Genomic DNA, 15,189 nt, shown 5'->3' with positions numbered 1-15,189 from the left:
GTAATAAAAAAAGACGCGTGAACCAATTATGGTTTACACGTCTTTTTTTATTTTGATTCAATTGCTTTCACAAGGCGGATAAGCCAATATAAGAAGACCCACGGAAGTACATAAGTTGTTGTAAAACGTATGAAATGAGAGAAGATTCCTAAAGCGTAAATGTTAATGTTAAAAAGGGGAAGTAACAAATAATTAATCGCAAGGATTACTATAATAATAATAAATACATAATTGAGTTTATTATGTTGTTTCATAACGATTCATCTCCTTTACAATAATATCCATTTGTTACGTACAGTATAACAAAAAATAGATAGAGAAAAGCCAATAATTATTATAAAGTGTAAAGAAATTTGATATAATGAAGGAACAAATGTTCTTTGAGGGGTGAGTAGTATGCGAGAAATGTATCCGAAAAATGGTCGTGTCATTTTACATGTAGATATGAATTGCTTTTTCGCATCTGTTGAAATTGCTCATGACCCATCATTACAAGGGAAGCCATTAGCGATTGCGGGGAATGAAAAAGAGAGAAAAGGGATTATCATAACATGTAGTTATGAGGCGAGAGAATATGGAATACGTACGACGATGCCTCTATGGGAAGCGAAGCGATTATGCCCGCAATTAGTTGTGAGGCACCCTAATTTTACATTATATCGAGAAGCCTCATTTCAAATGTTTCAAATTCTTTCCCGTTTTACAGAAAAAATACAACCGTTTTCTATAGATGAAGGGTATTTAGATATTACAGATTGCTATGCGCTCGGTTCGCCTCTTGAAATAGCGAAGATGATTCAACAAGCGTTACTAACAGAGTTACAGCTTCCATGTAGCATTGGGATTGCCCCAAACCTTTTCCTAGCAAAGACTGCTTCAGATATGAAAAAACCTCTTGGAATTACAGTGCTTCGAAAACGTGATATCCCAGAAATTATTTGGCCACGATCAGTTGCAGAGATGCATGGAATCGGAGAGAAAACTGCTGAAAAACTAAAAGACATTCATATACATACAATTGAACAGTTAGCAAAAGGAGACGAGCATATCATTCGCGCTAAAATTGGAAAGCACGGTGTTGATTTACAAAAACGTGCAAAAGGTATGGATGACAGGGAAGTTGATCCGAATCAAATGGGACAACATAAAAGCGTTGGAAATTCGATGACTTTCTCAAAGGATATGGACGAAGAAAAAGAATTACTTGATATGTTAGAAAGATTATCGAAATCAGTAAGCAAAAGGCTACAAAAACGAACTCTCGTTAGTTATAACATTCAAATTATGATTAAATACCATGATCGTCGCACGGTAACACGGAGTAAACAATTGAAAAATGCAATATGGGAAGAACGGGTTATTTTCCAATCAGCATCACGTTTATGGAAGCAACACTGGGATGGTGATTCTGTTCGTCTGTTAGGTGTTACAGCTACTGAATTAGAGTGGAAGACAGAATCAGTGAAACAGTTAGATTTGTTTTCATTCGAAGAAGATGCGAAAGAAGAGCCGTTACTTGCTGTTATTGATCAAATTAATGAAAAGTATGGAACACCTCTTTTACAGAGAGGTAGTCAATTATTGCGTAAGCAAGAAAAGTCGTTTCAGCAAAAATTAGAAAATAAGTTTATGTAGAAGGTTTTAGAGATTTAAACCCTTCTTTTTTAGCCCCGTACTAAGTTGAAACAAAAAGATTGAATGAGTATGGATTACTTTTAGTCATTCCTAGCAGTTGCTAATAACTTGAAAATAAAACAGAAGGTGTCATGAATATTAAACCTTCTGTTTTATTCATGACACCTTTATGATTTAACTTGCTTCTAAGTCTAGTGTTGTCTTCCACCCCGCGGCAGTAACACCAGATTCTAAAAGCATTCTACTTACTATTTTTTCAATTAAGACAGCTGCATTTGTATTGCAATGTAATGTAGCTTGTATACATACTTTTTGGTTAGAATCAACGTCTTCACTGTACAATTCTTTTAAACCGATACCTTCAGAACTTACCATGTGCATGAGAAGAAAACGAATATGTGCTTCATTTTCTTCTGAACAAGTAAGAGAAAGTAAGTAGTTTGTTTGCTCGGGTAAATCTTCTTTTGATTTATTATTCATAAATAGAGCGATTGGGCGTAGTAGTATATTTGCTAGTAAGACGCCGGCTGCACCTAGCATAGCTGCAACGAGGAAGCCAGCACCTGTAAGAGTACCAACAGCAGCTGCACACCATAAAGTTGCCGCTGTATTTAACCCTCTAATACTAAAACCGTCACGAATAATAACACCGCCTCCTAAAAAGCCAATACCACTAACAACTTGAGCGGCGATGCGTGATGGACTAGCATCATGATCAAGCATGACGGATAATAAAACAAATATACAGGCGCCAAGTGATACGAGAGCATTTGTCCGCAAACCAGCCATTCGATGTCTCCATTGTCTTTCCATTCCGATGCAAGCTCCTACAATAATTGCTATAAATAACCTTAATACGATGTCATACCATATCATCATGGTCACCTCCATACATATAAGTACATGTTATATTTTTTGAGAATGAGTGAGAAATACCCACTCATTCTCATTTTTACAACCAGCCATGGAATTTTTTAATATAAAGCTTTTTCAGGAATTGTGTTAAGAAAGCATAGCCTAATAATATTCCTATGAGCCACGGGAAATAGCTTAGTGGTAATGCTTGTAAACCAATTGCTGCACCAAGTGGTGAGAATGGAATGTAAATTCCGATTGCCATAATACAAGCGGTTAATACAAGAACTGGTATTGATGCTGCACTTTGAATAAACGGAATTTTCTGCGTTCTAATCATATGGACAATTAATGTTTGAGTTAGTAACCCGACGACAAACCAACCAGATTGGAATAGTGATTGTTCTCCAGGTGTATTTGCACCGAATACATTCCACATGACAACGAATGTGATAATATCGAATATAGAGCTAATTGGACCGATGCAAATAATGAAGTTACGCAAGTTTGCAGTATCCCATTTTCTAGGCTTCTCTAGAAATTCCTTATCCATTTTATCCCATGGAATTGAAAGCTGTGAAATATCATAAAGTAAGTTTTGAATTAAGAGATGAATTGCAAGCATCGGTAAAAATGGAATGAAAGCACTTGCTATTAATACACTAAATACATTTCCGAAGTTAGAGCTCGCCGTCATTTTGATATATTTTAAAATATTGCCGAACGTAGTACGTCCCTCTAAAATACCTGCTTCTAATATAGTTAAACTTTTTTCGAGTAAAATAATATCAGAAGATTCTTTTGCGATATCGGTAGCGGTATCAACAGATATTCCAACGTCAGCTTCACGTAATGCCACGGCATCGTTAATGCCATCGCCCATGTAACCTACAGTATGACCATTACCTTGTAATACGTGAATAATACGAGATTTTTGCATTGGATTTAGTTTTGCGAACACTGTTGTTTCTTCTGCCAGTTTTGCTAATGCTTTATCTGGTAAAGAATCGATTTCGTAACCGAGGACAGGCTCTCCTATATTTAATCCAACGTCTTTACAAACCTTTCTTGTAACAATTTCGTTATCACCAGTTAAGATTTTCACTTGTACGCCGTGTTTTTGCAATGCTTGAATTGCAGAAGCAGCAGATGGTTTTGGTGGATCTAAAAAGCCGATATATCCAGTAAGGATCATAGCGGATTCATCTTGTACTGCATAAGCTTTATGATAAGGTTTGTTATCTTTCTTGTATGCTACAGCGATGACACGCATTCCTTCACTATTTAAAGTTTCGCTAAGATGTTTTACATTTGCTCTCATTTCTTCAGTGAGAGGGACAATTTGCCCATCAACTTCAGTGTAATTACAGATTGATAAAATTTCTTCTACGGCACCTTTACAAACCATTGTATGTTCACCTGAAATATCTTTCACGATGACAGACATACGACGACGAGCAAAATCGAATGGAATTTCATCTAGCTTTTGAAAAGCTGATGGATCAAATTTATGGTTTTCCTCTGTATGTTCAATAACAGCTTTATCTATTAAATTTTTCAATCCCGTTTGATAGAAGCTATTTAAATAGGCAAAGTGTAATACACGATCGCATTCATTTCCGTTAGGATCTAAATGACGAACTAGGACAACTTTATCTTCTGTTAAAGTTCCAGTTTTATCTGTGCAAAGAATGTTCATAGCACCTAAGTTTTGAATAGAGTTGAGCTGTTTTACAATTACTTTTTGTTTAGACATGTTAACGGCACCTTTAGCTAAATTAGCAGTTACAATCATTGGCAGCATTTCAGGTGTAAGACCAACTGCAACAGCAATAGCAAAGAAGAAAGCTTCTTGCCAATCTCCTTTTGTGAATCCATTAATGAGAAGGACAATGGGTGCCATAATAAGCATGAATGTGATTAAGAGCCAACTTACTTTGTTTACGCCTTTATCAAAGCTTGTTTCTGCACGTTTTCCGATAACCTTTTTTGCTAAAGAGCCGAAATACGTATCCGTACTAGTTGAAACAACAACAGCTTTTGCGCTACCGCTAACAATATTTGTACCCATAAAGCAAAGGTTTTCCATATCGAGGGGATTGTAATTTTTTTTCATGTTTTTCGGTAATATATGTTTATTTTCCGTATGGTAGCAGTTTTCGTATTTTTCTACAGGAAGTGCTTCCCCGGTTAAAGAAGACTGATTAACAAATAAATCTTTTGCGGATAAAATACGCACATCAGCTGGCACGATATCACCAGCTGAAAGTGAAATAATATCGCCAGGTACAAGTTCTTCAATTGGAATTTCTGTTGTGTAATTTCGATTTAAATTTGTTACGTTTTTTGTTTCGTGTACAAATCCATCTATTCTAAAGACACTCGCAGTTGTTCGAACCATAGCCTTTAACTTATCCGCCGCTTTCTGAGAGCGGAATTCTTGTAAAAAGCGAATCGTTGCACTTAGCAGTACCATTACAGATACGACAATTGTTCCTTGTATATCATCTGTGAAAAAAGAGAGTGCTCCAAGAGCTAACAAAACAAAAATAAATGGATTTTTAAATGCCAGCAGAAATTGAATATACCATGGCAATGTTTTATTATGAGCAATTTCGTTCGGACCGTATAAAGAAAGTCTACGAGACGCTTCTTGTTTAGAGAGACCATCTTGTGTTGTTTCTAAGAGTTTTAACGCAGAGTTTACATCCTGTGTTGCAACTTCCACTAATAATTCGTTATTTGCTTTCATGCTATCTTGATCGTAAGCATGCTTTGTTTCTTGTCTTTGTAAATTTAACATTGGTAGTTCCTCCTCTTTCATGAAGGAGGAAACAATCTGTTACTCGACTATTTAAAATTGGGAGGAACAGCTTCTTTCCTACCTACATGGTGAAATATTAACGTAAAACATATGGGTATCTGGGCCGAATCATCACTTGCCACTGTTCCTCACCTCCGTACAATTAGTAGTTTCTGAATATGCTATGTTTGTTTCATAGTAAGGTGCATAAAGACATAAAAAAGACCTTTACTCAAAACGAGTAAAGGTCTGAATTCGTAGTCAAAAAGAGTCAACAACAAAGACTGTTATTAAACATAGATAAAAACAGTTTTTGTGTATGACAAAACATACGCACCTCTCCCTCGTTGAGTTTTAGCACTGTATAGCATAGGTACTGAAACCAGCTACGTTAAGAAAGGCCTTCATTCCGACCTTTCCTGTTGACCCATTGGCGTCTCTCGACATTTTTGGGCAGCAGCGTTTCTCTATACAGGAGCCTCACCTAACAGAGACCATATTCAATTACAAGTTGAATGTTAGCACTGTAAAATCGTAGTGTCAATATCTTTTTAATCTGTTTTTTTGAAAAATCAAATAGATTTATGATGGCTATATAGTAGGAAATAAGCGGAGTTTTTGAAATAAGGCGGGAAAATAAATACTTTAATGAACATAAATAAAAAGCACTGTAACCAGTGCTTTTTTATTATAGATTATGAGATTGTAGGATTTTCAAAAATAACAATTTCTGAGTTACTTGTTGTTGAAACGCGTTGTGCGTAATATGTTAAAGCTGAAGAAATATATGTTGGTAACGTCTCATTTGTATGTGATGTTGTATATTCATGGATTAATTCTTTTAAAGTCGTCCATTCTAATTGTGCTGGGTGATCAGAAACGAAAGAACTTACCCAGCGATCAAATGAAGATGAAAAATCAGTTTGTAAACGAAATACTTCTTTCATAATAAAACGCTCCCTTAAAATGTAGTACAATCATTTTACCACAAAATACGAACGATAGCTAAATTTTTTAAGTATAATGTTCGTGTTATATAGTTGTCTAGATGATTGGTTATACAAATTCAATTTGCCATTTGAAATAACATTCCGTAAGATGAAAGATAGATTATATAAAGAGCTGGAGGAAAGAAAGTGGAATTTGTATTTTTAGGGACTGGTGCAGGTGTTCCTTCAAAAGGAAGGAATGTTTCAGCAATTGCTTTGCAGTTGTTAGAAGAACGAGGACAGACTTGGTTATTTGACTGTGGCGAGGCGACGCAACATCAAATACTACATACGTCTGTACGTCCACGCCGCATTGAAAAAATATTTATTACGCATTTACATGGCGATCATATTTTTGGATTGCCGGGTTTATTGGGTAGCCGTTCGTTTCAAGGTGGAACAACAAAATTAACAGTGTACGGACCAAAAGGAATTAAACAATTTATTGAAGTGGCATTATTAGTAAGTACGACACACGTTAAATATCCACTTGAAATCGTTGAGATTACGGAAGAAGGTATTGTGTTTGAGGATAATGAATTTTGTGTAGAAACAAAAAGGTTATCACATGGAATTGAATGCTTCGGATATCGAATTGTAGAGAAAGATATACAGGGAGCTCTTTTAGTGGATAAGTTACTGGGAATGGGTGTGAAACCTGGTCCAGTTTTTAAACGCTTAAAAGATGGTGAAGTAGTTGAATTAGAGAATGGCACAGTGTTAGATGGAAAAGATTTTATTGGCCCACCTCAAAAAGGAAGAGTTATTACAATTTTAGGCGATACACGATATTGCGAAGCGAGTAGAGAGCTTGCGCAAGATGCTGACGTACTTGTTCATGAAGCGACTTTTGCGGCAGAAGATGAACAACAAGCGTATGATTATTTTCATTCCACATCTAAGCAAGCTGCGAGTATTGCACTTCAGGCAAATGCAAAACGCTTAATATTGACTCATATTAGTTCTCGTTATCAAGGAGATACATATAAGGAATTATTGAAAGAGGCAAGAGAGCTATTTTCTAATACAGAAATAGCTACGGATTTAAAATCATTTCCAGTAGAAAGATAATAATGTTGTGAAAAAATGGTGACGATAGGTTGCCATTTTTTTTATTTCTAAAAAAAATTAAAAATAAAACTGTTATCATTTTATTTTTATATAGGATGACACAGAAAGTTTTAATGATGTGAAGATATAGGATAAAAATACATAATACCGATTATTTAGAAAAACTGTTATATAAGTCAGACGACATACGAGTGGTACAAATAGCAAAAATGGATTTTTATTCAGAACTTTTAAAATTCATTAAAAGTAAGCGTTTTATTAAAAACAAGCTATAATGAGGGCAGATTATAATTTATTGTAGGCTACATGCGTTTTAGCCATTTGTCATAACAAGTGAAGTTGACTAAATCGTGAGAGAGCAACATGGAAATTATAATAGGAAGGATATTACTATTATTTGTACTAAGTCTTTTTTCCCTTTTTAGCTTTAAAATATCAAAAGGTATGAAAGCAATGGGAGTTTCACTTGTTTATGCTATGCTTGTAAGGGGTTCTGTGTTAAACTTTGGATTGCTACCAGACTTTATTGTGGACTATCTTATATTATTTTTAAATGCAGGTAATGCTAAGTTTCTTATTTATTATTATAACTGGTATTATTTCAGGATATATTGCTTCATTGTTATTCAAAAACTATCCAATTCTTACAGCGGAACAAATTCGTGGTACGACTGGAACAGCAACCGATTCGGTAGCTTAATAGAATAGTAAATAATTTTTTCATAGAGGTTTAGGGGGAGTTATGATGAAGTATCGCTCAGTGTTTGATATTATTGGTCCGGTTATGATTGGTCCATCAAGTTCACATACAGCAGGCGCGGCAAGAATGGGGCAAGTTGCTCGTCAGCTGTTTCGTCATGAACCAGAGAGAGTTAGCATTTCATTATATGGTTCATTTGCAAAAACATACCGTGGTCACGGTACGGATGTAGCGCTAATCGGTGGAATACTAGGATTTGAAACAGATGATTTACGTATTCCAAGTGCGTTAGATATTGCAAAAGAACGCGGGATTGAAGTGGAATTCATTGAAGAAGATGCAAATGCTCCGCATCCAAATACAGCGAAAATTCGTCTGTATAAAGGTGAAGAGGAAATTGAAGTTGTTGCTTGCTCAATTGGTGGCGGTAAAATTGAAGTTGTAGAATTAAACGGATTCGATCTTCAATTAACAGGCACGAGTCCAGCACTACTTATTGTAAATAACGATCGCTTTGGTGCTATCGCAGCTGTAGCTTCAATCCTTGCTAAGCATGAGATTAACATAAGTACAATGAGTGTTTCTCGTAAAGAAAAAGGAAGAAGAGCGCTTATGGTCATTGAAACAGATGAATTATTAGCAGATGAAGTAATTGCGGAAATAAATGGGCAACAAAATATTTGTCAAGTAACTATTATGGATTAATTGCAGGGGGGACACACCATGTTTCGGAACGCAGCGGAACTAGTGGCGCAAGCTAAAGAGCAAAATGTAAAAATCGCAGAAATTATGATTCAATGTGAAATGCAAACAAGAAATATCTCACGTGAAGAAGTAATTGCTGGAATGGAAAAGAACTTAGTCGTGATGGAACAAGCAGTAGAACGCGGTATTCGTGGTGTAAAATCACCGACTGGTTTAACTGGCGGGGATGCTGTGAAAGTCCAAGCGTATATGCAGAGTGGAAAAGGCTTATCTGGAGATACGATTTTGGACGCAGTGAGTAAAGCTGTTGCGACAAATGAAGTAAATGCGGCGATGGGAATTATTTGTGCAACACCAACAGCAGGATCTGCTGGAACAGTGCCAGGTGTACTGTTTGCACTGCAAGAAAAATTACAGCCGACACGCGAAGAAATGATTGAATTTTTATTTACAGCAGGAGCTTTCGGTATGGTTGTTGCGAATAATGCTTGTATTTCTGGCGCGGCAGGAGGTTGCCAAGCTGAAGTAGGTTCAGCAAGTGGAATGGCAGCTGCAGCAGCAGTTGAGATGGCTGGTGGAACACAAGATCAAGCAGCTACAGCGATGGCGATTTCATTAAAGAATATGCTTGGTTTAGTATGTGATCCTGTTGCAGGGCTTGTAGAAGTACCTTGTGTAAAACGTAATGCAGCAGGAGCTGCGAATGCCATGATTTCAGCTGATTTATCATTAGCTGGTGTAACTAGTACAATTCCATGTGATGAAGTCATTGAGGCGATGTTTAGAATTGGACAAACGATGCCAGTAGCACTTCGTGAAACAGCAGAAGGTGGCCTTGCAGCAACACCGACAGGTCGTCGTTTGCAAGAAGAGATTTTTGGTAAGAGTAATAACTAAAAGCATATCATATGATTAAAGTAAAAACGGAGCTCAAATAAAGTTGAGCTCCGTTTTTTATTTTTCTTTTGCTATTTCTTCTAATGTTTTTCCAAGATCGTGTGATCGTTTCGTTGCTTGTGTAATACATGAGATTAATGCTTGTTGAAAATTATGCTCCTTTAATACTTCAATACCTGCTTCAGTTGTTCCGCCAGGAGAAGTAATTTCTTTTCGCAAAATAGAAGGGTGTTTTTCGCTTGCTTTTAGCATTTCAGCAGAACCAATCATCGTCTGAAGAATAAGAGATTTTGCAACATCTTCTTTTAAACCAATTTTTTTTGCTGCCTCTTCCAGTGCCTCTACCACGTAATAAATATAAGCTGGTCCACTTCCAGATAATGCAGTGATAGCATGCATATCTTCTTCTTCTACAACAGAGACGAGACCAATCGTTTCAAATAAAGATGTTGCAGTGCGAATATGTTCCTCCGTTGTGTGTTCTGAAGGTGAGATAGCGGTAGCGGATTTTAAAATGGTTGCAGATGTATTTGGCATTGCACGAATAATCGGAACGTCTTTTTGAAGTAGGTTTCTAATTGAATGAGTAGAAACACCTGCTAATAATGAAATAATAAGCAAGTCATTATTTATGTATTCTTTAAGAGGAATAACCGCTTCTGCGACATCTTTTGGCTTCATAGCTAGAAAAAGAATATTTGCATCAGCAAGTAATTCCTTTTTATTATGTGTACCTTTGACACCGTATTTTTTATGTAACTCCTGTAATCTTGTCTCGTTAGAACGATTACTTACAGTGACGTGTTCTCCCTTAACAACATTTGCGTTTAATAAGCCACCAATAATCGCTTCGGCAATAGAGCCTGCACCGAGAAAGGAAATGTTTTGCATAGACATGATGTGCCTCCTTTAAATTTGGTTAGAAATACTTATAAATGTACATACATTCGTTTTTTTATGGAAAAGACCTCTTTTTATCTGAAAATAATGACAAATTTATAGGGAAGTTGTAAACTGAAGAGGTATTCATTTTTGAACCGGAAAAAGACAGGGGGGGCTAAGCATGACGGCGATTCATCGAATGGAGATTCCTGTTCCATTTGCAGTTGAGACAGTGAATGTGTTTTTAGTTGAGGGAGAAACATTAACGTTAATTGATACAGGGACAAATACAGAAGAAGCAAAGAAAGCACTAGAAAGTCAATTAGGTGCATTAGGATATAAGATAGAAGATATTGAAACGGTAGTGATTACGCATCACCATGCGGATCATTGCGGACTTTTAAATACATTTTCTGAAAAAGTAAAGATTATCGGACATCCTTGGAATGAACCGTGGATTACACAGAATGCTGAATTTTTAAAGAGGTATCATGAATTTTTTAAAGAGACAGCCTTGCAGTTCGGCGTTCCAGCAGTATTTCTGAATGGTGAGGCGTTATTGACGACGAAGACACTTAAATATTCTTGTAATAGATCGTTAACACATACCGTGAGAGAGGGAGATCGTATAGATTCCTTACCTGGATTTACAGTGATTGAAACCCCGGGTCATGCTTCCACTCATATTTCATTATATAGAGAATCTGATGGAATATTAATTGGTGGGGATGCTCTCATTAGTCATATTTCTTCAAATCCAATATTAGAACCACCATATGAAGGGCAAACAGAAAGAGCGCATCCTTTATTGCAGTACAATCAAACGTTAAAACGTTTAAGTGAAATGAATATTTCACGGATTTTATCAGGGCATGGGGAAGATGTTCTGAATGTGAAACAACTTATTGAAACAAGATTACAAAAGCAAGAGACACGTGCTTTTAAAGTGCTTGAACTATTAAAGGAAAAGCCAATGACAGCATTTGAGGTGTGTGTAAAACTATTTCCGGTATTATATAAAGAGCAATTACCACTTACTATCTCAGAAACTGTTGGACAATTAGACTTTTTAGCATATAATCAACAGGTGATGATTGATGAATCTTCACAACAATTGATTTATTATGCAAAGTAGGTGACAGCAATGACGGGACGTTTACAAGAAAAAGTAATCGTCATTACAGGTGCTTCTAGTGGAATTGGAGAGCAAGTGGCAATGCAGGTTGCAGAGCAAGGGGCGACGCCGGTATTAATGGCTCGAACAGAAGAGAAGCTACAAGCATTAGCAGACAAAATTAAAGTAACTTATAATACGCCTTGCTATTACTATGTATTAGATGTAAGTGAAGAAACGAAAGTACAATCTGTTTTTTCAAAGGTATTACAAGAAGTAGGACGTATTGATATATTGGTAAATAATGCTGGGTTTGGTATTTTTAAAACGTTTGAAGATGCTTCAATGGATGAAGTAAAGGATATGTTTCAAGTAAATGTATTTGGATTAGTAGCTTGTACGAAAGCGGTATTACCTAATATGGTAAAAAGGAACGAAGGACAAATTATTAATATTGCTTCATTGGCTGGAAAAATTGCAACTCCGAAGTCGAGTGCTTATGCAGCAACAAAACACGCTGTATTAGGATTTACGAATAGTTTACGTATGGAGTTATCTAACACAAATGTATATGTAACAGCAATCAACCCAGGACCGATAGATACGAACTTTTTTGAAATAGCCGATCAATCAGGTACATATGTGAAAAATATGGGACGTTACATGTTAAAACCAACATATGTAGCAGAACAAATCGTAAAGGCGATGCAAACGAAAAAACGTGAAGTAAACTTGCCGAAGTGGATGGGAATGGGGCCAAAGCTCTACGCATTATTCCCAGGTTTATTTGAACGCGTTGCAGGAAAATCATTAAGTAAAAAATAGGAGATTTCCATATGGAAATCTCCTATTTTTTATTTTCCAGTCACATAATCGTAAACGATATCCTCAACAGCCTCGTATACATCAATTTCAGTATTTAAATGAATTATCATTTGAATATGTTTAATTAGCATTTCCTGATCCTCTTTTGAAACAGGATTACATTGATATTGCCGAAAACTTTTTATAATCATTTTCTCAATTAATTTTTTATTCATGTTTTTCCCCGCCTGTATGTATACATGTATTGTTTTATTGTACTTGAAGTGAAATGAAAATACTACTATGCACTAATTTTGCATAAAAATCCACTTGTGTATATTGCTTTTATAGCGATATTAATATTTTGAAGTTTTTTAAAATTATAAATATTTAATTGACTTTATAATTATGCAATATTATAATCAAACTTAATTTAAAGAATAGATATGAGGAGGAGCTTATGAAAGTCGCAATTATTGGAGCAACTGGATATGGAGGTATTGAGTTAATTCGGTTATTAGAGCAACATCCATATTTTTCGATAGCATCTCTCCATTCTTTTTCACAAGTTGGTGAATTTATAACAAATGTATACCCGCATTTTCGAAATGTTCTTGTCCATACGTTACAAGAAATTGATGCGGAGAAAATAGAGAAGGAAGCTGAAATTGTATTTTTAGCAACCCCAGCGGGAGTATCGGCAGAGTTAACACCAAAATTATTGGCAGTAGGTTTAAAAGTAATTGACCTATCTGGAGACTTTCGTATGATAGATCCCTCGTCATATGAATTGTGGTATAAAAGGCCAGCTGCACAGGAAGAACTTCTTAGGAAAGCAGTATATGGATTAAGTGAATGGAAAAGGCCTGAGATCCAAAATGCAAATTTAATTGCAAACCCAGGATGTTTTGCTACAGCTGCATTATTAGCGGTAGCGCCGTTAGTACGTAGCGGCATAATTGAAGAAGCTTCGATTATTATTGATGCGAAATCAGGAGTATCTGGAGCGGGCAAAACGCCAACAACAATGACTCACTTTCCTGAGTTATACGATAACTTACACATTTATAAAGTTAATCAACATCAGCACGTTCCTGAGATTGAGCAAATGCTTACAGAGTGGAATCGTGAAACGAAGCCAATCACGTTTAGTACACATTTAATACCGATATCACGAGGGATTATGATTACACTTTATGCGAAAGTGAAAGAGGAAATGAAAATAGAGCAACTTCAAAAGTTGTATGAAGAAACGTATGAATACTCAGCTTTCGTTCGAGTTCGCTCGCAAGGAGAATTTCCAAGTCCGAAAGAAGTAAGGGGCTCAAATTATTGTGATATTGGGATAGCTTACGATGAAAGAACAGAAAGAGTTACGGTCGTTTCTGTTATAGACAATATGATGAAAGGTGCGGCAGGGCAAGCAGTTCAAAATGCAAATTTATTAGCGGGACTAGAAGAGACAACGGGTTTACAGCATATGCCGCTTTATCCATAAGGGGGAAATTATGATTAAAGCATCGTCTATTACAAAATTAACAAATGGTTCAATTGTTACACCAAAAGGCTTTTTGGCAATCGGTACTGCAAATGGTCTGAAAAAGGTGAAAAAGGATTTGGGTGCAATCGTTTGTGAGGTGCCAGCATCATGTGCCGCTGTGTATACAACAAATCAAATACAAGCAGCGCCGTTGCAAGTAACGAAGGAGAGCATAGCAGCAGAAGGGAAATTACAAGTAATTGTTGTAAATAGCGGCAATGCAAATGCTTGTACGGGGATGAAAGGATTGCAAGATGCTTATGAGATGCGAACATTAGGAGCGGAACACTTTGGAGTAAAAGAAAAGTACGTCGCAGTCGCTTCAACAGGTGTAATTGGAGTACCTTTACCGATGGATATCATTCGAAAGGGAATTGAATCTCTTGTGCCAACAAAGGAAGTAAGTGAAGCTTATTCTTTTTGTGAAGCAATTTTAACGACAGATCTTATAACGAAAGAAACTTGCTATGAGATGATAATTGATGGGGAAGCAGTGATCATTGCTGGGGTCGCAAAAGGTTCAGGGATGATCAAACCGAATATGGCAACGATGCTTAGTTTTATTACAACAGACGCCAATATAGAGCATGAAGTATTGCAAACAGCATTATCACAAATTACGAATCATACGTTTAATCAAATTACGGTGGACGGAGATACTTCTACAAATGATATGGTCATCGTTATGGCAAGTGGATTATCAGAAACGAAAACGATGAATATGGAACATGAAGACTGGGAAACTTTCGTAGTTGCTTTACAAAAGGTATGTGAAGATTTAGCGAAAAAAATTGCACAAGATGGTGAAGGTGCTACGAAGTTAATAGAAGTAAATGTGCTAGGAGCTCTAACAAATGAAGAGGCAAAGAAAATTGCAAAGCAAATAGTCGGTTCGAGTCTTGTGAAAACAGCGATATATGGTGAAGACCCAAATTGGGGGCGAATTATTAGCAGTATTGGACAAAGTGAAGTAGAGATTAATCCGAATACAATTGATATTACTCTTCAATCTATCGCTGTGTTAAAAAATAGTGAACCTCAAATGTTTTCTGAAGAGGAAATGAAAAAGAGATTACAAGAACATGAAATTATTATTGATGTGTATTTACATTTAGGAGAAGAGAACGGATCAGCTTGGGGCTGTGACTTAAGCTATGAATATGTGAAAATAAACGCTTGTTATCGTACATAAGG

15 protein-coding genes and 1 riboswitch are annotated in these 15,189 nt (G+C 36.3%); of the genes, 9 read left to right on the top strand and 6 right to left on the bottom strand.

Translation table 11 applies throughout. The features are described 5' to 3' along the window. Nucleotides 1–47 precede the first annotated feature (47 nt). Entirely contained in the window at nucleotides 48–254 is a 207-nt protein-coding gene (locus MR066_RS10600) for a hypothetical protein (protein WP_000809197.1), read from the bottom strand. 142 nt (nucleotides 255–396) lie between these two features. On the opposite strand from MR066_RS10600, the gene MR066_RS10595 reads away from it, so the two are divergent. Beyond that, the gene (locus MR066_RS10595; protein WP_219303511.1) at nucleotides 397–1,635 is read left to right on the top strand and encodes a DNA polymerase IV; all 1,239 of its coding nucleotides are present in this window, start codon (nucleotides 397–399) and stop codon (nucleotides 1,633–1,635) included. 174 nt (nucleotides 1,636–1,809) lie between these two features. On the opposite strand, the gene MR066_RS10590 is transcribed toward MR066_RS10595, so the two are convergent. The 3 genes from MR066_RS10590 to MR066_RS10580 form a co-directional block, all read right to left on the bottom strand. Then, on the bottom strand, nucleotides 1,810–2,511 hold the full coding sequence (locus MR066_RS10590; RefSeq protein ID WP_016096135.1) for an MgtC/SapB family protein: 702 nt from the start codon (nucleotides 2,509–2,511) through the stop codon (nucleotides 1,810–1,812). A 76-nt stretch (nucleotides 2,512–2,587) separates the two neighbouring features. After that, nucleotides 2,588–5,293 (bottom strand): magnesium-translocating P-type ATPase, encoded by a 2,706-nt coding sequence (mgtA, locus tag MR066_RS10585; RefSeq protein WP_242247090.1) that lies wholly within the window; start codon nucleotides 5,291–5,293, stop codon nucleotides 2,588–2,590. A gap of 331 nt (nucleotides 5,294–5,624) precedes the next feature. Beyond that, nucleotides 5,625–5,792, bottom strand: a riboswitch (M-box (ykoK) riboswitch). Between the two features lie 196 nt (nucleotides 5,793–5,988). Continuing rightward, on the bottom strand, nucleotides 5,989–6,240 hold the full coding sequence (locus MR066_RS10580) for a DUF3932 family protein (protein ID WP_000665712.1): 252 nt from the start codon (nucleotides 6,238–6,240) through the stop codon (nucleotides 5,989–5,991). 189 nt (nucleotides 6,241–6,429) lie between these two features. Here MR066_RS10580 and rnz point away from each other — a divergent pair, with 189 nt between their 5' ends. From rnz to sdaAA, 4 genes are all read left to right on the top strand, one after another. Further along, nucleotides 6,430–7,353 (top strand): ribonuclease Z, encoded by a 924-nt coding sequence (rnz, locus tag MR066_RS10575; RefSeq protein WP_002014952.1) that lies wholly within the window; start codon nucleotides 6,430–6,432, stop codon nucleotides 7,351–7,353. 562 nt (nucleotides 7,354–7,915) lie between these two features. Then, nucleotides 7,916–8,053 (top strand): hypothetical protein, encoded by a 138-nt coding sequence (locus MR066_RS10570; RefSeq protein WP_002066987.1) that lies wholly within the window; start codon nucleotides 7,916–7,918, stop codon nucleotides 8,051–8,053. A gap of 45 nt (nucleotides 8,054–8,098) precedes the next feature. Then, on the top strand, nucleotides 8,099–8,758 hold the full coding sequence (gene sdaAB, locus MR066_RS10565) for an L-serine ammonia-lyase, iron-sulfur-dependent subunit beta (RefSeq protein WP_002088527.1): 660 nt from the start codon (nucleotides 8,099–8,101) through the stop codon (nucleotides 8,756–8,758). An 18-nt stretch (nucleotides 8,759–8,776) separates the two neighbouring features. Further along, nucleotides 8,777–9,655 (top strand): L-serine ammonia-lyase, iron-sulfur-dependent, subunit alpha, encoded by an 879-nt coding sequence (sdaAA, locus tag MR066_RS10560; RefSeq protein WP_002033842.1) that lies wholly within the window; start codon nucleotides 8,777–8,779, stop codon nucleotides 9,653–9,655. A 57-nt stretch (nucleotides 9,656–9,712) separates the two neighbouring features. Here sdaAA and proI read toward each other — a convergent pair whose 3' ends face one another. Further along, complete coding sequence (gene proI / locus MR066_RS10555) at nucleotides 9,713–10,552, bottom strand: pyrroline-5-carboxylate reductase ProI (RefSeq protein ID WP_002033843.1); 840 nt, start codon at nucleotides 10,550–10,552, stop codon at nucleotides 9,713–9,715. A 166-nt stretch (nucleotides 10,553–10,718) separates the two neighbouring features. Here proI and MR066_RS10550 point away from each other — a divergent pair, with 166 nt between their 5' ends. Beyond that, a complete protein-coding gene (locus MR066_RS10550; protein ID WP_002014957.1) occupies nucleotides 10,719–11,672 on the top strand; it encodes an MBL fold metallo-hydrolase in 954 nt (317 codons plus the stop codon). 9 nt (nucleotides 11,673–11,681) lie between these two features. Then, nucleotides 11,682–12,476, top strand: coding sequence for an SDR family oxidoreductase (locus MR066_RS10545; RefSeq protein ID WP_002143077.1), 795 nt, complete (start codon nucleotides 11,682–11,684; stop codon nucleotides 12,474–12,476). Between the two features lie 29 nt (nucleotides 12,477–12,505). Here MR066_RS10545 and MR066_RS10540 read toward each other — a convergent pair whose 3' ends face one another. Then, on the bottom strand, nucleotides 12,506–12,691 hold the full coding sequence (locus MR066_RS10540; RefSeq protein WP_002033845.1) for a YqzH family protein: 186 nt from the start codon (nucleotides 12,689–12,691) through the stop codon (nucleotides 12,506–12,508). Between the two features lie 224 nt (nucleotides 12,692–12,915). Here MR066_RS10540 and argC point away from each other — a divergent pair, with 224 nt between their 5' ends. Next, nucleotides 12,916–13,953, top strand: coding sequence for an N-acetyl-gamma-glutamyl-phosphate reductase (gene argC / locus MR066_RS10535; RefSeq protein ID WP_012261679.1), 1,038 nt, complete (start codon nucleotides 12,916–12,918; stop codon nucleotides 13,951–13,953). A 10-nt stretch (nucleotides 13,954–13,963) separates the two neighbouring features. Next, nucleotides 13,964–15,187, top strand: coding sequence for a bifunctional glutamate N-acetyltransferase/amino-acid acetyltransferase ArgJ (gene argJ / locus MR066_RS10530; protein WP_242247075.1), 1,224 nt, complete (start codon nucleotides 13,964–13,966; stop codon nucleotides 15,185–15,187). The last annotated feature ends 2 nt before the right edge of the window (nucleotides 15,188–15,189 follow it).

This window comes from Bacillus cereus group sp. BfR-BA-01523, assembly GCF_022662615.1.
GTDB classification, from domain to species: domain Bacteria; phylum Bacillota; class Bacilli; order Bacillales; family Bacillaceae_G; genus Bacillus_A; species Bacillus_A mycoides.
Note: the sequence above shows the minus strand (reverse complement) of the source record. Positions and strands in the feature narration are given on the sequence as shown.